A 20,571-nucleotide genomic window follows, 5' to 3' on the forward strand; every position below is an offset into this window, starting at 1 on the left:
CCATGAGCACCATCAAAAACCCGGACGTTATCACTATCCTGGCAACCGGCGGAACTATCGATAAGTTCTACTCGGTGGCGGGTACCCTCGATATTGGCAAGCCTGCCGCGCACGGTGTGCTGTCGAGAGTGCTCACCGACATTCGCTTTGATATTCGTGCGCTCATCGGCAAAGACAGCCTGGATATGACCGACGAAGACCGCGCCGAACTCGTTGCCGCCCTCGACGCGGTCGAACACGACCAGGTTCTCATCACCCACGGGACCGACACGATGAGCGAATCCGCCCGATACATCGCCGAGCATGCCGAGCTGGGGTCAAAGGTTGTGGTGCTGACCGGTGCCATGCAGCCGGCGGTCATGGCGCATTCGGATGCGGGGTTCAACCTGGGGGCTGCGATTTCCGCGCTTAACCTGCTGGAACCGGGCGTTTACATCAGTATGAGCGGCCGAATTTTCCCGGCGCACACCGTGCGTAAGGATCGTGCCCGAGGGATTTTTGAGGGATAAACTACTGAAATTTTTGCTGCGTTCTGCAGGCTCTTGGTGACGCTTCAGTAAACAGTGCGTAAATCTAGCGTTATCTCAGTTTCATCTCGTACCGTAGTATTGAGTGCTTTCTCGATGGCGCCTCCGGCAGTGTTTCACAACGCCAGCGGCAGACAGGGTACCTATGAGTGAACAATATAACCCGGGTTTTTGGGATCAGGCTTGTTCCACGCCGCCACCCGTGCGGCGCCTGTACCTTGTCCGCATGCTTTTCCTCGTGGTGCCTGCACTGACGCTGGTGTATTTTTTCGAGGCTATCGGGCTTGACCCTATCGGCTCGGTTCCCCTCATGTACCTGTCTCTGCACGGCTGGTTTGCGGTCGCGTATGCGCGCAATAAATCTATGGGGCTCGTCATGGTGGGAAACCTGCTCAGCGCCTTGGCGGCATCCGTCATCACCGGATTTTTCGCCTATATTTTGGTTTTTATTCACGGGCCAAGAACACTATGGAAACTCCTGGGAGGCTCGTACCCCATTCTGACCATTTGGATTATGGCGTCCTTCGTGATCGAGATTTTATGCTCCCTCATATTCGTCTTCCTGATCTTCCGCAGGTTCCCCTCCCGTGCCGAACGTGAAGCTCAAGAGACTCGCGAACTGTCAGAAGATGAAGACCAGGCAGTCAACGACCATACGCTGACTAAGACCGAAGCACAGAGTACACACCGCTCAGACTCAGATACGCCATAATGAGTTCCTGAGCTTATCCGTTCCCCAACATGCCATGATTGCAGCCGTTACTCCCTGCAAGCGTGGTAGTGTATGACATAACCCAACGTTGGTGTAGCGAGGCACCCGCGCGCCGGGCTACACAAAAATTACCGGTAACGAGGATGTACATATGAGCACAGACCCCATGAAAAACGATGATTCTTCCCGTCAGCCTGAGGAATCTAGAACTGCGCCGCAGGAATCTTCGGCGACGTCGCCTGTAGACGAGCATTCGGGGTACAGCACCGCACATAAGACCGACGGAACCGGCAGCGCATCACAGCACGAATATAGCGGGCACACCGCAAAGTCGAATCCCTTACCCGAGGATAAACAAAACCCCAACAATTCCGGCAACACCCAGAACCAACAGACTCCTCCGTCAGCGCCAGGGTATGTCGGGTTACAACCGGGCTATCCTGCGCCGAGTCCATCGACGCCTCCAAACCCCTATGCGAATCCGCATGTCGTACCCGGATATTCGGGATATGCAGTGCCGAGCCCAACCGCATACCCGTACACTGCATATCCGGCAAACCCGCACGATGAGATTGTCCGCAAACGTTCGCTGATGTACCTGCTGCGCCTGTGTATTGTGGGTGCTCTTATTGCGATCGGTATTGTTGCGACGACTTTCAACCTTATCGGTGCGATCATCGAACTTAGCGACTGCGGAACCGGCAGCTACTCATGGAGTGAATACTCGCAGCGAGTATGCCGTGAGGATAACACCTCAGCAATCACGGGGGCGTCGATTTTCCTTATCATTTTAATCGCGTACCCGATATGTCATATTTTTGGGCTGCTTGCCGTTAGGAAAAATCAGCACCACGTGAGGGTGCTTGTCATTAACATTATTGGCATTGTGCTTTCGTCTTTGGGGATTGTGCTTGCTGGTTTAATGCTCTTGGGCGGTATAGCGATGATAACGGCGTTTGGATCCTCGGGATTACTTGCCATTTTTATCATATTCCTCGTGGCTGGGGCAGTACCCGTGGCAGAGCTTATTTTCTCGATTATTTTCGTCCGGCATGCCTCGTGGATGAACCATAAGGACTACTTCACGAAACCCGGTGTATAACCACTGCGGGGTGCCGCACCGTGCCCCATTCGAGTGCTCTTGGTGTGAAAGGTAAAATGTGGCTCACGAGCCGGTAGAAAACGTATCTGGCAATAATTCCGATGTACAGTTGACGGGTCGGGGTGCGGAACACCATGTAGCGCACCCTGCCTTGTCGGCGGGTTATCCAATGCAGGGTCAGCCTGGTGTGCCCGCTTATGCAGAACCCCAGAACCCCTATGCTGCCGGAGCCGCAGCGTACGGTATGCCTGGTACCTTCGGGTACTCTGGTGCATTATCAACGGGTCCTGATAACTCCGAAATCAGAAAATATGCATCGATATATCTGGTGCGTCTAGGTGGCGTAGGCGCGCTTCTTGCCCTGTATGCGATGGGTATTATTTCAGGTATTAATGACACGTTTGATTCGTGCAGAGGGGCGTTGAATCAGGATGAATGCCTTGCACGTGAACGTATAGTCGTTGCACCTGGGTATATTTTAGTAATATTTATCGCGGCCTTTATGATCTGCAATATTTTTGGCTGGTTAGCCGTTAAAAATAACCGCCATTATCTGATGGTGCGCGTTATCAACATTATTGGGATTGTACTTTCAGCCTTGGGAACTATGGGAGGAGCCCTAGTTTTACTCATAGCAGTTGGAAGTATGGCGACCTGGGGACATAACGGGGGTAGAGGGGCATTAGTCGCCCTCCTGGCGACAGTTGCACCTGCGGTTGATTTAGCTTTCTCGATCGTATTTGTTGTGTATGCATCGCGCATGAAACGAGGTATATATTCCCCGAAGAATACCTACCAACCGTGATAGGGTATGCGTAGATAAAAAACTCATGCGGCTTCGGGAATTTATACGTCGGAAAATCCGTATAAATCCTTAGGATTAGGATATATGGGGAGGAGGAAACTGCTGTGGATCACGAATCTCGCGTGCATGATGCCGATGCGTTTCCTTCTGCCCGCATGAACGCCGAAGATGCTTCGCCTCGGGACGAAGCCCCGCCGGCCGGTCAGGATGCGGCGCCCACCCGCTACACGGCACCGATTCGCCACGCGGTTCCGGCAGCGCCGCCCGCATACGCCCTTGAGCATGCACGACAGAATTCGGGGGAGCCGGAACCAGCTCCACAGTCGCCGCAGCCCAAGAAACAGGGTGCGGTTCGTCAGGCGCTTCGGGCAGCCACGAAATCGAAAACTGCCGAGCCTCAGGCACCTCAGGATGCGCCTGCCCCACGTTTTATTCCCGCCCCCACGCCGACGCCGCCAGCGCCTAGTTCTTCGGAAGTATCCGCTGCATCAGAACCTGCCCCATCACAAACCTCGCAAGAGGTTGAGCAGGATGTATCGCCGCGACGGAATAGTATTCCACATCAGGCATATACGCCGAAGAACCTGAGCCGCGCATTCTCTCAAATGCAGGTAGGCCTTGAAACAATAAATGCACGACGACGTTCCCTGAACATCACCATCGGTATCCGGTTAGCAGTGCTCGCTCTCTTGGGGATTTTTGAAGGCGCTATTATTGCACGCTACACCACAAATATGGGGTGGGGATTCTGGCTGATTATCACAATCTACGCCGTTGTTCAGGTATGGCCGTTAGCGCGTCCGCCTAAAGATGCTTCGGACGCATCCGTATATTCCGTGTGGGGAATATTTTCACTGATCTGCTTTATCGGTGTTGGACTGGTACTTTCACCCATCACATTCTTGCTTCTCGTCTTGAACTGGGATGGTATTTCGCTGGGCCTTGATCCCATGATTGTGCTCTGCACACTGGGCGCTTTATGGCTTCTTGAAATCGCATTGCTGAGTGTAACCCTGTATAAGTTCAATACTCTGCGCGCGATACTTGCTCGACCAACATTGAGTATTCGCTAGGGTGTATATAAAGGACTCACTGCGCCGCTGCGCGACGCGATATGACATGCGTGGCGGTGTTGTTTCTGTCTCTTGCTGGCAAACCTTGCTAATCTAACACTAGAAACCAGTACGAGAGGGGAAAACCCGGGTGGAAAACCAGCCAGAGCATCCGCATGACGATCGGGCCACGGTATTAGTGTCGAAAATATCGGGCAAGCCTATAAGGCCCCTTCAAGTGTCTCTGGCAGCCCTCATCATGACGATATTTATAGGGATGTGGGCGTACATTCTGATCTCGTATATCGTCTGGGTTGTTACGGTGCCGCTGCAGGGCGTGTCGCTCTGGGAATCAGAAACTTTTCTGACGCTCAAAGACCAGCTTCCCCTCGTATTTTTCATGATGGCTACCTTCGTGCTGATGGCGCTTCATGTGGTGGTGTTATTTGCGTATTTACGCGGGCATAGGTGGGCTGCGTATGTGCTGACTGCCTCCTTGCTGTTGGGAATGCTCTGCACCTTTATTGTGCTCTTGCTGGTGGGCGTTATCATGGCCGGTCTTAATGGGGCTCCTATGGAGGAAGTAGAGTTCCTCTTGGATTCCAACTCGTCGCCGCTTTATGTGCCTCTTTATGTGGGCATGCCGTATCTTGTGATGAGCGTTATTGCTCTTGGACTGATCTGGAGCCGTGCCGCCCGCGAATACATGCATGCGCGAAGCCTATGGCGTGCCGAGCAGCGTGAGGATTCCCTGATGTTCTAAACCACCCCACAATATATTCTTTATCTGGAATATATACAGGTGAGAGAGTATTTTGAGGGTGCTGTGCCAGATGTTTTCTGCTCTGGTGCGGTACCTTTTGTATATCGCAGAAAACCTGCTGAGAAATATTCCACATATGGAATACGGGTGTAAATACTGCAAACCGTCCTTGAGGTCGGCTACTCTCAGAAATAAGTTCACAGTTCTATTGAGCTAAAACCTCAAGGAGAATCGCCGATGACCAACCACCCAAACCCTGCTTCAGGAGATCCCTCACCCCAGCAGCCTTCAAACCCTTATGTGCAGCATTTACAGCAGCATATGGCGGTGGGGCAGGGGCAGAATCCTACAGTTCCTCTTCAGGCTGCCCCTCAGGGCACATATGGCAATAACGCGGTTAAGATTGAAAAACCTGCACGAACATTCGTACTGACACTGGTTCTTGTGGGTGCTTTGGCATGTATCGCGTTACGGATCATAGAGTATCTGGTCAGTGCATCGTTAATGAACGAGGCGGCACGCTGGGTAAGCTCCCAACAGTATGCAGAGAATATTGATCGCGAGGCCATTGCGGTTCCCGCATTTTTACTCTCGGGCGCCCAGGCAGCCTTTCTGCTGGTATCTGTTTTTGTGTCTTCGTGTCTTTATCTGCTCTTCGGCTGTTTCGCATATGTGGGGCGGAATTGGGCGCGTATTATGCTGACAATTCTTGCCGTTATCGGGATTATTATGAGCGCCTTCAAATGTTGGGCTTTTAATACCGCACAGACAGGTATTGAGGGGATCTCTCAAAATCCACAGGTACAGGGGTATATGGGGGTGCTTGTGATTCTATATGCTGCCCTCTGCGCGGTTAACCTGCTTACGATAATTTTGATGTGGCTTCGTCCGGCTAATCGTTATGTACGCAAACTCAAGGCATATCGGCTGGCGCGTTTAATGGAACAGACTCAATATCAGCAGGTATATGCATATCACGTTGTTCAGCCAGGCTACTATGCGGGGCAGCAGCCAGGAGGTTACAACCCCAACGCCGGGCGGCAGTATCCCGAACAGCGGTCGTAGACGGGCAGACCGCGATCAGCAGTTAGGGCGGTTGCAGAGTTTAAGCCGCCAAGGTTCGGTTCATAAGAGAACCACAATGCTGGTGTTCAAGGAACTTTTAGTATGCTCAAGAGAGTATTTACGTAACACTATAAATTTCATAAAACCCGTGTAAGGACTGCACCATGACATATTCTGCCGCGCCTATGCCGGAAGGCACGCCCTCGTATCAGCCTCATATGGCAGCATCGAATCCAGGAGGTCTCGCTGCCGCCTTTAAGGAGCCTAAAAGACCTACTTTTGTTTTTGTCTTCGCAATTTTTACCGCTACCGTGTGCCCAATCCTGCGTTTTGTGGAGTATGTCCTAACGTCTTCATATTTGAGTGAGGCTTTTAAATGGCATCAATCGCGCACACATGTGCCTGCGTATGGTGATATGTCTCTTGAGCAGATGAAATCTGGAATGTTTGCACAGGCGCAGCTAAACTCAACGCTCACATTCCATTTTCTTTCCGTGCTGACATCTGCTCTGCTTTATATTCTTTTTGGGCTCGTCGTGAATAGTGGGAAAAACTGGGGTCGCATTCTGCTGACTATTCTTGCCTCCTTGGGCATGCTGATGAGCGGTATGAGCGCTTTGGGGCAGGCTTATACGATGTCCGACCCAGAGGCGCCGGCTTTTGCGAATGCGCAGGGGTATTTAGGGGCTCTGGTGGCCGTATATATGCTACTTTTCCTGGCGAATATATGCCTGGTTGTTCTCGTGTGGATGCCGCCCGTGAACGTGTATATGCGGAATAGTAAAGCCTACTGGAAAGCTAAAAAGGCGCTTGAGGTGGGTAGTAAGAGCTACGCCAACCGGTTTGAGGCTCAGACGGAATCAGCTTCGGAAGAGCAGACTAAAGGTACAAACTCATAACCTGGTCGTCATTAAATAAGCCCGAATGCTAGGCAGTGTGAGCGCTTTCCGCTATTCTCGAAAAGAAGCCCAAAGCGGTGCTTCACCCCGTTATAACCGTAAGGACTATTGTCGATGAATGAATACCCCAGGCCAACCGGCCCAGACCCCCAGCCGCAGCAAGGTCCGCAGACATCGGGTGCATACCCAAACCAGCCGCAGAATCAGTATGGGCAGAACCAGCCCGTAAACTCACAGATCTCGCAGCCGTATGTGCAGAATCCGGTGCATCAGGCGGCGCCGTCACCTTCCACGCCGCCGGAATCAGCCGCAAAACCGAAAATGTCGATTCTGCTGCTGTCTGTCCTCATCTTGGCGATCTTGATGCCCATCTTGCGCGTCATCGAATACGGCGTTATGGCCTCTATGGTGAACACCCTGATAGAAGCGCTCCGTCAATCGTTGGGGGAGAGCGCTTATCAACAGTTCATTGCTAAACCGGAATTTTATGAACTTCGAGATATGCAGGTCGGTCTAGTAGGCCGTTTTGTTTTTGGTATCTTCTTCAGCATCATCTACATTTTTTTCGGAATTTTTATTTTCCTGGGATACAACTGGGCGCGTATTGTTCTGACGGTTTTTACAGTGTTGAATACGCTCTTAGTCATGCTTTTCCTGATGGACTCGATCGTAGGCTACAACGAGTTTGCCAATTTTACGGATTTGGTGGATCTTCGGGGTCAAGCTTTCGGACTTGTCATCATCTATATCGCCATTTTGGTGGTGGGCCTGCTGCCCCTGATTCTGATGTGGCTGCCGCCCGCGAATAGGTATGTTCGCCAGCGTACTTCGGTGCGGCGGGCGCGGAACCAGGCAAATAACCCCTACGGAATGTCACAGTCCTATGCATATCCGGCACCCGCACCGCATCCGGGGCAGGCACCGGGGAATCAGCCTTCCTCTGGAGAGCAGCAGCTTTAGCTTCCTGATGATATGAGAGTTTTACTTCGTAAGGGTGCTGCGGCATATATTTAACATATATGCCGCAGCACCCTTTTTATAACTGATCTCGTTGCGCGTAAATAATTTCTTGTATGTCCATAAAGCCTTTATTTCTGGGTATATGACCGATAAATAATGAAACTATAAGCGCCTTAAATCGCCGCTTTTCAATATTAAAACACAGTCCAAAAACCTAGAGATATTGTCATATTGCTTGATGAACCTGTAACGTGTGCTCTAAGGGTTGTGGAGGTTCTTCGTAACACTCAGCTAAGACCTTAGATACTTTCGTACAATGCCGCAGCCCTCTAGGAGGAATACCGCCGATGAGCTATGACAGTGCTGTACGCTCTGAATACTCCAAAACAACACTGACCTCTGGGTATATGGGCGAAGAGAATATGGTGAATTATTCGCCCATACCGAGAGCCTCTTTAGAGCACCCTTATGTACCACGTGCGGTGAAGATATCCGCATGCGCCAGCGTGATGATTGCTATTCTTCGCACCATATACCTGACGGCATCATGGCATTTTGAAAATTTTGCTCTGGGGAATGCTCTGACTATTGCCAACGTTTTCTTGCACGTTATTCTAGGAATTTTTATTCTTCGGGGGTATGCGCTGGCGCGTGCTCTGCTGGTTTCACTCGCGCTGCTGACCTTGGGAACCTCCCTGCTGACCCTGAGCTGGCTGCGCCCCGCCGTTCCCGGTATTCCGGGGTCATATTTGTCGGTTGTGGTGCTGAGCATGGCGGCACTGACGCACCTGGTGCTGTTAGGATTTTTGATGTTCCCCGCCAGCGTTACCCTGTATATGCGTGAGAGCAACGCCTACCGTCAGGCATGCGCGCACTGTTAGCCGTAGGTTCTGGGAGCCTATTTACAAGATAAATCCGGGCTATGTTCCTGAGCCAATGGCGGCGCGTCAGCTTTTCTGAATTCGGGAGCGATGGTTTGCGGTTGATGAAGGGTGTGTTTCCCGAATAAAATTCGAGATCGGGCGTGTCCAAAAATTCGTCGTATATGACGAAATATCAGGTTGAGCTCGGCGTGATTAAAAAATATTTCACGACATCGGTCAATAATGTATGACCTGAAACTAAGGCTCCGCTATGCTCGTAATACAGCCGTTTAACACGGTAACCGAGAACAAAGGAGCACCACCGATGAGCGAGCAGCATAGACCTGACCCGGCTCTGCCTCAAAACCCCCAGCCTTCCGGAGGCCAAGGCTACCCCCAACAACCCGCACCCGCCGGTCAGCCCATGTATGGGAACGCCCCCGCTCCCGCCGCTGAACTTCCTGAGAAGCCCGCGTACCGAGGAACCGTTGTCGCCGTTCTCATCGTGGGTATTATTGCGGCTCTTTTGCGGATTATCGATATTATTATGGGGCTTTACCTACATCCGCAGGCAAAAAATTTCGCCCAAGAATATAACATCAGCGAAAGTGAACTTGGAATTACTGATTCTAGCCCCCGAGGAATTATCTTTGGCATCGTAATTGCCCTTCTTTTCTTTACACTAGCAAGAAATATGAAAAAAGGCGGTCTAGGATCTGCTATCGGTCTTACTGCTGTAGCCGGTATCTTTACAGTGATCTATGCTAATGGAATGCCAGAGGCTCTGGATACCGTTAATAGCTTTGACGAAATTATAAGCGATCCCCTTTTCCCAGAGAAGTACAAAGGATTCTTTTCCGCTATAAAGTTTGGGGTTTATCTCGAACTAGCTTCTATCGTGATCCAGGTTCTTCTGATTATCCTGATCTGGCTGCCAACCACTCTTAAATACATGAAGAAGGCTCGGGAATATTACGGCGCGGTAGCTGCACAACAGCAGGAAAATCAGCCCGTCGATGCCAGCGCCCTCGCCGTGCCTGCATCCGAGGGACAGGTGCCCGCTGCACAGCATAATACCCAGCAGGCTCAGCAGCAGGGGTATGGATATGACCCGCAAGCTCCTCAGAATCCGCAGGCTCAGCAGAATAATGTGCCGCAAAACCCGCAAAATCCCCAAGACCATCAGGGCAATAGCGGGTACAATCTGAATTAGAGATTGAAAATTTCATAGGTTTGATGCACTTCGTGCATGCCTAACAATGTTCGTCGTGCACCTCAGACGGGGGCACGACGAACATTCTTTTAAGGAACTCTCAACAATCGAAGTGAGAATTCCGCAGCCCAACCACAAAAAACATTGTTGAGGAGGAGCCATGAGTCAAGATCCTTATGGTCAACAACCCCCATACCAGCCGCCGCATCCCAACGCGCCCATGCACCCGGCGATTCAATACGCACCCGTGCCAACGCAGAAACCTGAGCCCACTACCGTCGTCAAGATCGGCACCTACCTGATTTACGCCGTGGCACTGTACATGATCATGCGAGCCATCGTTGGTTTGGATGATTTCGGGTTCCAGACATACCATACGGAGAACGGCAAGACGACCGAAGTAAACTCTTCGATGGGACTCGGCTATGTCATCAGTGCAATTTTTGCTGCGTTTACTATTCTCCTCGGATTCTTCTACTCTAAGGGTCACGGGTGGGCACGCATTACCGCCCTTGTCCTGGGGATTATTGGTACCATTCGTGATCTGCTCTACTTCTTGCTCACCCTACTCGCCCAGTCGCTGGTACAGTCCGTTACATCTCAGATGGATGGGGTGCAGCAGGTATCTATAAGCCCTGCAGTATACATAGTTCTTATATTGGGCATTATTTTGCAGATTGCGGTAGTGGTTTTCATGCTTCGTGGTGATGCCGCTCGGTACACGAGCGATAGCCGCCTCTGGCGCAACTACCGGCAGGATCAGGGCCCGCAGCCCGTTCAACAGCCCACAGAATCCCAGCCTCAACAAGGATTCGGTCAGGCTGCACAAAACCCGCAGGCACAGAACCCGCAATCACAACCAAACCCCGCACCGCAGAATCCTAATAACCGGTACGACAATGGTGATGGGTACCGTTTGAACTAGCCTATAAACACTCGGATGCGCCCTCAACAGCGCAGAAACGTTCGCCGTACACTACCATTGAAGTATGGCGAGCGTTTTGCGTTTTTGCACCATATAAAAGTGTTGCTGGCATGCATACGACCGCCATAGATATAGCACCGGTACACACGATAAGAGTCACCAGGACACATCATGAGCCAAAATCCCTATTATCAAGATCCGCAGTATCAGCCCTCATACACCCAACAACCTCAAGGACCTTATAGCCAGCCATACCAGTCAGGGGCTTATGCGCCCGTTCCAGAGAAAAAACCCGAACCCAGCACGGTAGTAAAAACAGGTATTTACCTGATCTTTGGGTATGCGCTTTATGCCCTGGTATCAAGTATTTACAACTCGGTAACCCTTCGAGACAGGATGAATGCCCTGCTCGAACAGCAGAAGAACCAGTACTCTCCGTATGGGAACTACAGTAGCGTCAACTTTTCAGACTCGTTGATAACAACGAGTATTGTTGTTGGCATTCTGATAGCCGTCATCATAGTCGCTCTTACGGTCGTTATCGGTTATTTTTACGCCAAAGGGCACACTTGGGCGCGTATTACAGCTTTGGTCTTAAGTAGTATTGGTACTGCATTCGGTGTGATTACCCTGATTATGATCCTCGCGGGTTCTGGTACAGGGTCGGTAAGTTATTCCCCGTATTCCACGATGAACGACCCTGTGTCAATTGGTATGACAATCTTCTCAACGGTTCTGCAGGGCGCCATTATCGTGTTCATGGTGCTGCGTGATGCTACGCAGTATACCGCTCAGAGCCGCATCTGGCGTATGTACCAGCAGAATCAGAGTGGCGTAAATCCCTACCAGCAGCAGGGGAACCAACCCTATAACCATTAGGGTATATGCTTCGATAAGAATATAAGCATATAGCAGGGGGCAGCGATACAGTCTGTATTCGCCGCCCCCTTATGCATACGCAGAAGTTTGAGATTTCGATGCTCTACTCGGCTGCTTCGTTCTTGGCTTTGGAACGGCCGCGCAGGTATTCAAAAGTCACGGGCAGAACCGAAACCAACACAATAATGACCGCAAGCATCTCAATATTATTGTGGATGAACTCGACACCACCCAACAGCACGCCTGCCATACCAATAGAACCAATCCACAGGACGGCACCCAGGATGTTCCAGAGGTTGAACCTGCGGCGGGGATACGAAGAAATACCTGCCGCCAGCGAAACGAAGGTACGAACGATCGGTACGAAGCGACCTACAACAAGCGCGAAACCGCCTCGTTTAGCAAAAAATTCTTCCGCGGCGTGCAGGTTCTTGGTGCTCAGGATTTTTGCATCGTCTTTGAAAAGATTACGGCCATAGCGGGCACCCAGCTGATACCCGACCTCGCCGCCAGCTACCGCCGCAATGATAAGAACCGGGAACGCTAACCAGAGCGACAGCCCCATGCGGTCGTGGAGCATACCCAGAGCGAAGATCAAAGAGTCGCCCGGAAGCACCGGAAACAGCACGCCCGATTCGATAAAAACGATGATGGCCGAAACCACCAGAACCCACGGACCGGTGCTGATCAGCACATCTTCAAGCTTGAAACCGAGGAGCCCCAGCGGCAGATGAGCAAGAAGTACGGGGATAAAAAAAGCCATAGAAAAATCCTGAAGTAGTCGAACACAAGGCACGCGCGGTGCTTGCACACAATCCTATGCGGTCTGCCTGAGAGACCACTAAGGCAAAAATATGTGGAAGCTATGAAGTGTCTCGCAATATTCTACCGGGATTCTTTGTGAGAAACGATTAAGAGTGTGAACCTGCCTCATGAGCCTGGCTAACTGATGGAAGCATGGCGTCTATGCCCGATGAAGAATATAAAGGATAGTGAAGTCAGTACCCATATATTCCGTGACCGTTATAGTATTCCCAAACCTGTATGCACGAGGTAACCGTACAGCATGTGCGGAGCCTTGAAATCTGCCATGATGGGAGAAACCCCTCACAAAGGAACCCCATGCCAACACTCCATGAAAACGCCCAAGCCCTGCTCAGAAAGCTCACCGCAAGCCCGAATGCGAGCTTTCACCCCGGGCAGTTCGAGGCTATCGAGGCGCTTGTCACCGACCGCCGCCGCACCCTCGTGGTACAGCGTACAGGCTGGGGAAAATCTGCCGTGTATTTTATTTCGGCGCTTCTGATGCGTGCCCAAGGTTCCGGGGTTGCCCTTATTATCTCCCCGCTGCTTTCGCTCATGCGCGACCAGGTGCAGGCAGCCGAACGCGCCGGGGTTCGTGCCGCTATGGTGAACTCCGCTAACGTGACCGAATGGGAGGCAATACGCGCCCGCCTTGATGCAAACGATCTGGACGTTCTCCTCATTGGACCCGAACGACTCAATAACCCCGCATTTCGTGAAGAATGGATGCCTTATCTTCAGCCGCGGCTTGGTCTTCTGGTGGTCGATGAAGCGCACTGTATCTCCGATTGGGGGCACGATTTTCGCCCCGATTACCGGCGCATCGGGGCACTTATTCGTGAGCTTGATACGAACGTTCCCGTACTCGCGACGACCGCAACCGCGAACGAACGTGTAAGCCGCGATATTGCCGAACAGCTTGCCGCAGGCGCCAGCCCCGAGGACGTTGTGGTGCTGCGCGGTTCGCTCACCCGCGATTCGCTAAGGCTGGGCGTGCTGCAGCTGCCCGACGAAGCGCAGCGTCTAGGCTGGCTGATTGAACACCTTGATACGCTGCCGGGGTCGGGGATTATCTATACCCTGACGGTATCCGCCGCTGAAGACACCTCCCGGCTGCTGCAAACCGCCGGGCACAAGGTTCTTGCGTACACCGGAAAAACCGATCCCGATGAACGCCGCGAAGCCGAAGAAGCCCTCAAAGCCAACCGGGTTAAGGCTCTTGTTGCCACGAGTGCCCTCGGTATGGGATTCGATAAACCCGATCTGGGGTTTGTGGTGCATCTTGGGGCCCCTTCTTCGGCGGTGAGCTACTACCAGCAGGTAGGCCGTGCCGGTCGCGGCACCGACCATGCGGATGTGCTTCTGCTGCCCGGGCGTGAAGACCGCGCGATCTGGGAGTATTTTGCGACCGCATCCATGCCCGACGAACAGAACGCCTACGCCGTGTGTGAGGCACTGGCTGCTGAACCCGATGGGCTGTCTATACCCGCGCTGGAGGCACGTGTACAGTTACGCCGAAGCACCTTAGAGCTTCTGCTCAAAGTACTCGATGTTGAGGATGCGGTGCGCAAGATCGGCTCACGCTGGTACTCCACAGGTGCTCCCTGGAGCTACGATGCGCCACGATACCGTGCCGTGGCGCAGGCGCGCGTTCGGGAGCAAGAGGCCATGCTCGCCTACGAGAGTACCGAAGGGTGCCGCATGGTCTTTCTGGCACGCGAGCTGGACGATACCACGGCGGCTCCGTGCGGAAAATGCGATAGGTGCGCGGGCCCCTGGTACCCCGAACAGGTCTCTGAGCGCGCTGTGCAGCAGGCTCAAGGAACCCTCAACGCGGTTGGCGTAGAAATAGCCCCGCGCGGCATGTGGCATACCGGGCTGCAGGAGCTTGCGGGGGAGAACGCGCCGAAGGGTAAGATTCCGGTGTCAGAGCGGGCCGAACCGGGTTACGCGCTGGCACGCCTCAGCGATGTGGGGTGGGGCAGCCGTGTGCGTGAACTTTTGGCGACCGACGAATCCGGGGAACCTCTTGATATGCCCGTTCCTCAATCTCTTGGGCAGGCCTGCGTGCGGGTTCTTGCGGCATGGGACTGGGGTGAGGCTGGGCGACCCGCTGCCGTGATGACGGTGCCGTCCCCGGTGCGTCCCACGTTAGCGCGCTCGTTGGGGGAGGGGCTGGCCCATGTCGGAAAACTCGTGTATTTGGGCGAGGCTGAGCTGGCTGCCGAACCGCGTTTCTTCGGTGGTAACAGTGTTTTCCGATGCGCCGATGTCATGCGTTCCTACCAGATTCCGCCTGAGGTGTTCGAGAGGCTGCGTGAGTATCCGGGGCCTGTACTTTTGGTGAGCGATATTGTGGATTCTCGCTGGAGTATCACCGTGTTGGCGCGGCGGCTGCGGGCGGGTGGAGCATCCGCCGTATATCCCTTCGCGCTGGGTGTGACACACTGAGAATATGTATTTCTCATGAGGAATATATAGCTTTTGACAAGGACATATAGACGATATGGAATACAACAATAGTGGTGCTCACGCCGGTGACGGCGAAGCCCTCAGCACCATTGCGACATTGGCTGAGCATGAACGCTGGATGCGCCTGGCTCTCGACGAAGGAAAGCGCGCAGCATGCGCCGGTGAGATACCTATCGGCGCGGTGATGGTGAATGCCGAAGGCGAAATTATCGGCTTGGGGCACAATAGTCGCGAACACGATCATGACCCCACCGGGCACGCTGAGATCCACGCGATTCGCCAGGCGGCACAGCATCTTAAGACCTGGCGTTTGGAAGAGTGCACGCTCGTAGTGACCGTTGAACCATGCCTCATGTGTGCCGGGGCGATTCTGATGGCGCGCATACCCACGGTGGTGATGGGTGCTTGGGAAGAAAAAACGGGTGCGGTGGGGAGTCAATATGATGTGCTCCGTGACCGTCGTTTAGGGCTTGATGTGCAGGTTTACGCCGGGGTGCTGCGCGAGGAATGTGCCGGGCTGATGCGCACATTTTTTGAAGCACGCCGCCCGTAGCAGGGGATCTAAACTGCTGGGTATTTTGTCTAAATTCTTTGTCTTCCCTCATAAAAGTCTCGTGATGTGAATAAAGCGGAGGAAACCGTGCTTGAGCACATCATGAGTCTTTTAGTCTGAGAAGGGAAGGAAGAAGATAGAGGGAGAGAGGGGAAGCGACGGGAGCCGGCACCGCTCACCCCCTTATTTGAACGAAAATCGCTTTTTCTTTGAAAAATAATCCATAAATTTCAAAAATAATATCGGAAATCGTCAAAAAATGGTCATGTGCACTGTTTCTGCGGATCTACGATAGATGAGGTAATTCAGGGTCCTGCGTGCCACTTAACGCGGGGACGCGCCAAGAATCCTGACACGTATTCACTTAAAGGTTCAGCACATATGTTAACCGCAGACGATATTTGGGCTCGGGGTCGCCATAAGGCGCTCTTCGGCCGTACCAGCTTCACGGTGGAACGCGGCGAGGTCATCCTGATACAGGCCGACAGTCAGATTGAACGCACTTCCCTGAGCTTAGCCCTTACCGGGCGGCTGAAGCTCAGCGGCGGAACTCTCAGCTGGGATCACCGAAGCCCCGTCAGCTTGCGCTACCTACGCAGTATCTCTGACATTATTGATTCCCCAGAAGTTACCGCCCCCGAAGTGCATATGCGCGTGCATGATTACGTCTCCGAAATGCTCTCGTACTCTCTGCCGTTCTTCGGTCGGCCCCGGGCAAGCCACTGGCTGGAGCAGAATGATTTAGGCGAGCTCGATAGGCTCTGGACCGAACAGCTTACAGGTGAGCAGAACATCCGTCTGATGAGCGCGTTAGCGGCGCATACCCGCTCCGATCTTCTGGTATTTGATACTCCGTCACGGCATCTGGACCACACCCGCATGTGGCTGCCGTATCTGCAGGAACTCGCCGAAAACGAAGACGATCCGCGTGCCGTGATCGCCGTAGTTCCGCATATTTCCGAAAGCTGGGACGGCAAAACTGCCGTGGTTGGTGACGCCCACGAAGACCTTGAAGAAAACCCGCAGGATGCGCCCGAGAGCATCCGCCTCACCGTTGCGCGGGAGGAAACCGACTCGTCCCTGGATGACCTGCTCGGCGGCGACCACCACGACGACGATCATAGCGACCCGAACGATCGCGAGACGCTAGAGAGCGAGGATCCGGGCGAGAAGGTACAGACCGTCCGGTCACCGCAGGAAGACTCGGCGGTGAACGCATCCGAAGTATCTGAGTCTCTCCTCGAAGACCACGAAGAACAGCTCGAAGAATTATCAAACCCGAAGAATCCAGCAGAGAAGGAACAGTAACTGTGAGTGTAGTTCGTGTTGCGCTCGTCGAACTTAAGCGTCTAACCTCCGGAGTGCTTCCGGTACTGGTGCTTTTTGCTATGTCGTGTATCCCGCTGCTGTACGGTTCACTGTACCTGTACGGCAACTGGGATGCCTACGGGAATGTGAACGGTATTGTGGGCGCACTCGTGGTGGAAGACGAGGGTGCGAAAGATGCCTCCGGTAACGATCTGAACACCGGTGCGGATGTCAAAAAGAGCCTGCTGGATGCGGGAACCTTCGACTGGAAGAGCGTAGAGACCCGTGATAAGGCCGTCCAAGGCGTCAGCGACGGGACCTATGATTTTGCGCTCGTGATTCCGAAAGACTTCTCGGCCAGGCTCGTGAGTACCGGCTCGTTCAAACCTGATGAGAAAGGCAACACCGGTCCCATTAACCCGCAGGCCGCCGGGCTGGAAATTATCACGAACGACGCCAATAACTATGTGCTCACCAACATCGTGACGAAGGCGGGAACAGCCGTGCGGGATTCCGTGGCCTCCAAGGTGGGGGATAAGACGGCGAACACTCTGCTGGCAAGCTTCACGACCATTCACGGCAAAATGAATGAGGCAGCCGACGGCGCCGACAAAATCAACGCGAACACCGTCAAACTTTCCGATGCGATGACCCAACTCGCTGACGGAACCGGAACCCTCAACGATGGTGCCGTCAAGCTCGCGGACGGGTCTGAGCAGTTGGTGGATGGTTCCAGTAGGCTCATCGAAGGGCAAAATAAGCTCGCCGACGGTTCGTCCCAGTTGGCTGACGGCGCGGGCACCCTCAACCAGGGTGCCGGAAAAGTCAATGACGGTGCGGTCAAGCTCGCTGACGGATCATCAACCCTGGCCAACGGTGCCTCTGACACGCATAACGGCGCTTCCCAGCTGGCGGATGGCTCCGCAGCCCTCGCAAACGGCACCGGCAGCCTTAAGAAAGGCGCGAACGACCTCGCCCAAGGTGCCCAGCAGGTCGCCGACGGAACGCATTCGCTCAAGAATGCACTGGATCAGGACGGGGTGCGTCAACTTCCCGGAACGCTCACCGCCATGTGCCAAAACCTGAACTCGATCGACACCTCCGCCCCAAGCGGGGATTTTGGCACAGATCTGTCAAATACGGTGGTGTCTAAGGTTGCCGAAGATACCCGGCAGAAACTAGCGCCTCTCGTCGAATCCGGCTCCATCAGCCAGGAAACTGCCGACGCGATCGTCGCCAACATCAATTCCGAACAGACGAAATCGGCTGTAGCATCCGCGAACGATCAGGCACTCAAGAACCATCTAGCGCAGCAAGGACAAGCCGGTTCAGATGTGTTGGCGAAGCTGCAAACCCTTAAAAATGACAACTGTGTGGCCACCGGGGAATCCGCTGCAGCGCAAAAACTCAGTACCCTGATTGACGGGGTGGATAAGCTCGACTCCGGCGCCACGGCGGTAGCGCAGGGTGCCGGAACACTGCGCGACGGCATCACCAAACTCGATTCCGGGGCAACCACCCTAGCAGACGGTTCAGCTAAACTCGCTGACGGCACCGGGAAAGTTGCCGATGGTGCCTCCACCCTCAATAACGGAGCAGCCCAACTGGCCGAGGGCACCGGCGAACTCAAAAACGGTACCGGAAACCTGCACAACGGCGCACAGCAGCTTGCCGATGGCGAAAAAGAAGCCGTAGACGGCCAAAATAAACTGCACGACGGCGCAACCACACTGCAGGATGGGTCGTCCCAGCTTGCCGATGGCACCGGAAAACTCAACAGCAGCACCGGCCAAATCGCCGACGGCACGGGACAGCTCAAAGACGGAACCGGGCAGCTCTCCACCGGACTGCACAACGGCACCCGCCAAATCCCCAACTTGAACGAAGAACAGCAAAAAGACGTAGCCTCCGTCATGTCCTCACCCGTGGACCTCGAACACAGTTCCCTAGCCAACGGACGTAATTACGGCGAGGGTATGGGACCGTTCTTCATGTGCCTAGCCCTGTGGATCGGCGGCCTGATGCTCGTGCAAACCCTGCGCCCGCTCAACAACCGTGCACTGGCCTCAAAGGCACCGACAGCGCGCATCATCCTAGGAAGCTGGCTGCCGTTCGGACTGATCGGTATCGCCCAGGCAGTACTCATGTTCGCGGCAGTGAAATTCGGGCTCGGATTCCAGATGGCGCATCCGTGGCTTGCCTTCCTCTTCCTCTGCTTCGTTGCAACGATCTTCACTCTGTTCATTCACGGCGTGGTGGTGTTCTTCGGCTCGCCCGGCAAGCTCATATCCCTGATTATTATGATCCTGCAGCTCATTACGGCGGGCGGCACCATGCCCTACGAAACCCTGCCGCACGCCATGAGGTGGATGCACGACTTCTTCCCCATGGGCTACGCCGTCACCGGTATGCGCAGGCTCAGCTACGGCATCAACGAATCCAGCCTGATGCCGATCATGATGTACCTGCTGCTGTGGGGTGCCGTCGGTCTGGTGCTGGGGTACCTGGGAACCCGCCGTGACCGCATCTGGTCCCTGAAAAAACTAATCCCCGAAATCACGGTGTAGGGCCTTAGTATGGAGAGAACAGCAACCGCCACGAAGGGAACCATCCCCATGCCCGATACGCCGAACCCCGCACGCCGACCGGGCCGCACCGGCAAAACCCAACGCAAACTCTTCACCGCCACGATGGAGATCATGGAGCATCGGGGAAGCGCCCACGTGAGCATTGAAGAGGTCGCCCAACGCGCCGGGGTCTCCAAAGGCACCGTGTACTACAACTTCGGGTCGAAGAAAACCATGATCGACCGGCTTCTGCAATACGGCACGCACCTGCTCGTGGAGAGTATGAGCGAAGCTTCCGTCGCTCAGAGCGACCCGCGCGAAGGGCTGCGCAAAAGCATCTCCACGGCGCTCACCTATCTGCACGAACACCGAGGGTTCACCAGGCTCTGGGTGAGCGAAGTGTGGAAGGGGCTGGACGCCTGGACCGACTCAATGGTGGACAACCGCCAAGAAATCCTGGATTTCATAGAGTCGCAGGTACGCGCCCTGCGCAGCCGCTACACGATCGATACCGCCCAGGATACACGTGCGTTGGCGCTTTCTATTTTTGGTGCTACTTTTATGCTGGCGATGGACCGGGAGATACACGGGGTGCAGCGTAGTATCGAGGACTCCACCCGTGCGGTCATGCTGGTATTTGACGGCTATATTCGGCACTGACGGATGCGGCTTTCAGGCGATATTGGGGTGCACAGCCGCTATGGGTTCGCTCTCGACTGAAGGCTAACCCGCTGGGTGAGGAACTAAGATCCTCAGGCAGAATAAGCGGTATAATGCGCTTGTCGCTAAGGATTTGAGGGGTGCCTCCAATACCTTGGATGGAACCGAGCGAGGGGGTGGAGTTTTTTGCCCCCTTGGGGCGGATGCGGTAGAATCATATCCTATTGGTGGTGTGTCCGAGCGGCCGAAGGTGCATCACTCGAAATGATGTTTGGTGTAACAGCCAACGAGGGTTCAAATCCCTCCACCACCGCATAACTAAACCCGCTGGGTCTTAGAACTCTAAGACCTGGCGGGTTTTCTGTTGTGCACCTTGTGTCTAGAAAGCTATAGGCTTAGGTGAGGACGAAGTTTTTAGCCCACGTGAAATCTCCCGAGGCGC

Annotated in this window: 19 protein-coding genes and 1 tRNA gene; 19 read left to right on the forward strand and 1 reads right to left on the reverse strand. The window is 53.9% G+C overall.

From position 1 onward, the window contains the following. Positions 1-2 precede the first annotated feature (2 nt). From HMPREF2756_RS03670 to HMPREF2756_RS03730, 13 genes are all read left to right on the forward strand, one after another. Positions 3-509: an asparaginase domain-containing protein gene (locus HMPREF2756_RS03670; RefSeq protein ID WP_048753148.1), complete on the forward strand. Its 507-nt coding sequence runs from the start codon at positions 3-5 to the stop codon at positions 507-509. Positions 510-672: 163 nt separating this feature from the next. Beyond that, positions 673-1,239 carry a peptidase gene (locus HMPREF2756_RS03675; protein ID WP_246825177.1) on the forward strand — a complete coding sequence of 189 codons (567 nt, stop codon included), beginning with the start codon at positions 673-675 and terminating at the stop codon, positions 1,237-1,239. Between the two features lie 151 nt (positions 1,240-1,390). After that, positions 1,391-2,341, forward strand: coding sequence for a hypothetical protein (locus tag HMPREF2756_RS03680; protein WP_070618430.1), 951 nt, complete (start codon positions 1,391-1,393; stop codon positions 2,339-2,341). A gap of 58 nt (positions 2,342-2,399) precedes the next feature. Beyond that, positions 2,400-3,146 (forward strand): hypothetical protein, encoded by a 747-nt coding sequence (locus HMPREF2756_RS03685; RefSeq protein WP_070618433.1) that lies wholly within the window; start codon positions 2,400-2,402, stop codon positions 3,144-3,146. 104 nt (positions 3,147-3,250) lie between these two features. Continuing rightward, on the forward strand, positions 3,251-4,219 hold the full coding sequence (locus tag HMPREF2756_RS03690; protein ID WP_246825824.1) for a skin secretory protein xP2 (protein APEG): 969 nt from the start codon (positions 3,251-3,253) through the stop codon (positions 4,217-4,219). Between the two features lie 238 nt (positions 4,220-4,457). Then, on the forward strand, positions 4,458-4,961 hold the full coding sequence (locus HMPREF2756_RS03695) for a hypothetical protein (RefSeq protein ID WP_246825179.1): 504 nt from the start codon (positions 4,458-4,460) through the stop codon (positions 4,959-4,961). Between the two features lie 237 nt (positions 4,962-5,198). After that, on the forward strand, positions 5,199-6,026 hold the full coding sequence (locus tag HMPREF2756_RS03700; RefSeq protein WP_070618436.1) for a hypothetical protein: 828 nt from the start codon (positions 5,199-5,201) through the stop codon (positions 6,024-6,026). A gap of 164 nt (positions 6,027-6,190) precedes the next feature. Further along, positions 6,191-6,925, forward strand: a complete 735-nt coding sequence (locus HMPREF2756_RS03705) for a hypothetical protein (RefSeq protein ID WP_070618438.1) — start codon at positions 6,191-6,193, stop codon at positions 6,923-6,925. Between the two features lie 114 nt (positions 6,926-7,039). Beyond that, positions 7,040-7,885: a hypothetical protein gene (locus tag HMPREF2756_RS03710; RefSeq protein WP_070618441.1), complete on the forward strand. Its 846-nt coding sequence runs from the start codon at positions 7,040-7,042 to the stop codon at positions 7,883-7,885. A 347-nt stretch (positions 7,886-8,232) separates the two neighbouring features. Next, entirely contained in the window at positions 8,233-8,766 is a 534-nt protein-coding gene (locus tag HMPREF2756_RS03715; protein WP_070618444.1) for a mechanosensitive ion channel protein MscS, read from the forward strand. A 307-nt stretch (positions 8,767-9,073) separates the two neighbouring features. Continuing rightward, positions 9,074-9,961 carry a hypothetical protein gene (locus HMPREF2756_RS03720; protein ID WP_246825825.1) on the forward strand — a complete coding sequence of 296 codons (888 nt, stop codon included), beginning with the start codon at positions 9,074-9,076 and terminating at the stop codon, positions 9,959-9,961. 160 nt (positions 9,962-10,121) lie between these two features. Further along, the gene (locus HMPREF2756_RS03725) at positions 10,122-10,886 is read left to right on the forward strand and encodes a hypothetical protein (RefSeq protein ID WP_070448750.1); all 765 of its coding nucleotides are present in this window, start codon (positions 10,122-10,124) and stop codon (positions 10,884-10,886) included. Between the two features lie 171 nt (positions 10,887-11,057). Further along, complete coding sequence (locus HMPREF2756_RS03730) at positions 11,058-11,765, forward strand: cation:proton antiporter family protein (protein WP_070618450.1); 708 nt, start codon at positions 11,058-11,060, stop codon at positions 11,763-11,765. A gap of 103 nt (positions 11,766-11,868) precedes the next feature. Here HMPREF2756_RS03730 and HMPREF2756_RS03735 read toward each other — a convergent pair whose 3' ends face one another. Further along, positions 11,869-12,528, reverse strand: coding sequence for a DedA family protein (locus HMPREF2756_RS03735; RefSeq protein ID WP_048751718.1), 660 nt, complete (start codon positions 12,526-12,528; stop codon positions 11,869-11,871). Positions 12,529-12,887: 359 nt separating this feature from the next. Here HMPREF2756_RS03735 and HMPREF2756_RS03740 point away from each other — a divergent pair, with 359 nt between their 5' ends. The 6 genes from HMPREF2756_RS03740 to HMPREF2756_RS03765 all read left to right on the forward strand — a co-directional run bounded on the left by HMPREF2756_RS03740 (position 12,888) and on the right by HMPREF2756_RS03765 (position 20,442). Beyond that, the gene (locus HMPREF2756_RS03740) at positions 12,888-15,020 is read left to right on the forward strand and encodes a RecQ family ATP-dependent DNA helicase (protein ID WP_070618454.1); all 2,133 of its coding nucleotides are present in this window, start codon (positions 12,888-12,890) and stop codon (positions 15,018-15,020) included. A 55-nt stretch (positions 15,021-15,075) separates the two neighbouring features. Then, the gene (gene tadA / locus HMPREF2756_RS03745) at positions 15,076-15,594 is read left to right on the forward strand and encodes a tRNA adenosine(34) deaminase TadA (protein WP_070618457.1); all 519 of its coding nucleotides are present in this window, start codon (positions 15,076-15,078) and stop codon (positions 15,592-15,594) included. A 381-nt stretch (positions 15,595-15,975) separates the two neighbouring features. Further along, on the forward strand, positions 15,976-16,902 hold the full coding sequence (locus HMPREF2756_RS03750; RefSeq protein ID WP_048778881.1) for an ABC transporter ATP-binding protein: 927 nt from the start codon (positions 15,976-15,978) through the stop codon (positions 16,900-16,902). Between the two features lie 2 nt (positions 16,903-16,904). After that, complete coding sequence (locus HMPREF2756_RS03755; protein WP_070618460.1) at positions 16,905-19,469, forward strand: YhgE/Pip domain-containing protein; 2,565 nt, start codon at positions 16,905-16,907, stop codon at positions 19,467-19,469. A gap of 9 nt (positions 19,470-19,478) precedes the next feature. Then, positions 19,479-20,129 carry a TetR/AcrR family transcriptional regulator gene (locus HMPREF2756_RS03760; protein WP_004005669.1) on the forward strand — a complete coding sequence of 217 codons (651 nt, stop codon included), beginning with the start codon at positions 19,479-19,481 and terminating at the stop codon, positions 20,127-20,129. A gap of 226 nt (positions 20,130-20,355) precedes the next feature. Next, positions 20,356-20,442: transfer RNA gene (locus tag HMPREF2756_RS03765), tRNA-Ser, on the forward strand. Positions 20,443-20,571: the final 129 nt, after the last annotated feature.

It is taken from the genome of Rothia sp. HMSC067H10 (genome assembly GCF_001810635.1).
Taxonomy (GTDB): domain Bacteria; phylum Actinomycetota; class Actinomycetes; order Actinomycetales; family Micrococcaceae; genus Rothia; species Rothia dentocariosa.

Excerpts from the sequence above, each read along its gene's own strand:
- HMPREF2756_RS03675 (WP_246825177.1), top strand. The coding sequence starts at position 673 with ATGAGTGAACAATATAACCCGGGTTTTTGGGATCAGGCTTGTTCCACG.
- HMPREF2756_RS03750 (WP_048778881.1), top strand. The coding sequence starts at position 15,976 with ATGTTAACCGCAGACGATATTTGGGCTCGGGGTCGCCATAAGGCGCTC.
- HMPREF2756_RS03715 (WP_070618444.1), top strand. The coding sequence starts at position 8,233 with ATGAGCTATGACAGTGCTGTACGCTCTGAATACTCCAAAACAACACTG.
- tadA (WP_070618457.1), top strand. The coding sequence starts at position 15,076 with ATGGAATACAACAATAGTGGTGCTCACGCCGGTGACGGCGAAGCCCTC.
- HMPREF2756_RS03720 (WP_246825825.1), top strand. The coding sequence starts at position 9,074 with ATGAGCGAGCAGCATAGACCTGACCCGGCTCTGCCTCAAAACCCCCAG.
- HMPREF2756_RS03705 (WP_070618438.1), top strand. The coding sequence starts at position 6,191 with ATGACATATTCTGCCGCGCCTATGCCGGAAGGCACGCCCTCGTATCAG.
- HMPREF2756_RS03695 (WP_246825179.1), top strand. The coding sequence starts at position 4,458 with ATGACGATATTTATAGGGATGTGGGCGTACATTCTGATCTCGTATATC.
- HMPREF2756_RS03680 (WP_070618430.1), top strand. The coding sequence starts at position 1,391 with ATGAGCACAGACCCCATGAAAAACGATGATTCTTCCCGTCAGCCTGAG.
- HMPREF2756_RS03735 (WP_048751718.1), bottom strand. The coding sequence starts at position 12,528 with ATGGCTTTTTTTATCCCCGTACTTCTTGCTCATCTGCCGCTGGGGCTC.
- HMPREF2756_RS03710 (WP_070618441.1), top strand. The coding sequence starts at position 7,040 with ATGAATGAATACCCCAGGCCAACCGGCCCAGACCCCCAGCCGCAGCAA.
- HMPREF2756_RS03700 (WP_070618436.1), top strand. The coding sequence starts at position 5,199 with ATGACCAACCACCCAAACCCTGCTTCAGGAGATCCCTCACCCCAGCAG.
- HMPREF2756_RS03760 (WP_004005669.1), top strand. The coding sequence starts at position 19,479 with ATGGAGAGAACAGCAACCGCCACGAAGGGAACCATCCCCATGCCCGAT.
- HMPREF2756_RS03670 (WP_048753148.1), top strand. The coding sequence starts at position 3 with ATGAGCACCATCAAAAACCCGGACGTTATCACTATCCTGGCAACCGGC.
- HMPREF2756_RS03725 (WP_070448750.1), top strand. The coding sequence starts at position 10,122 with ATGAGTCAAGATCCTTATGGTCAACAACCCCCATACCAGCCGCCGCAT.
- HMPREF2756_RS03730 (WP_070618450.1), top strand. The coding sequence starts at position 11,058 with ATGAGCCAAAATCCCTATTATCAAGATCCGCAGTATCAGCCCTCATAC.
- HMPREF2756_RS03740 (WP_070618454.1), top strand. The coding sequence starts at position 12,888 with ATGCCAACACTCCATGAAAACGCCCAAGCCCTGCTCAGAAAGCTCACC.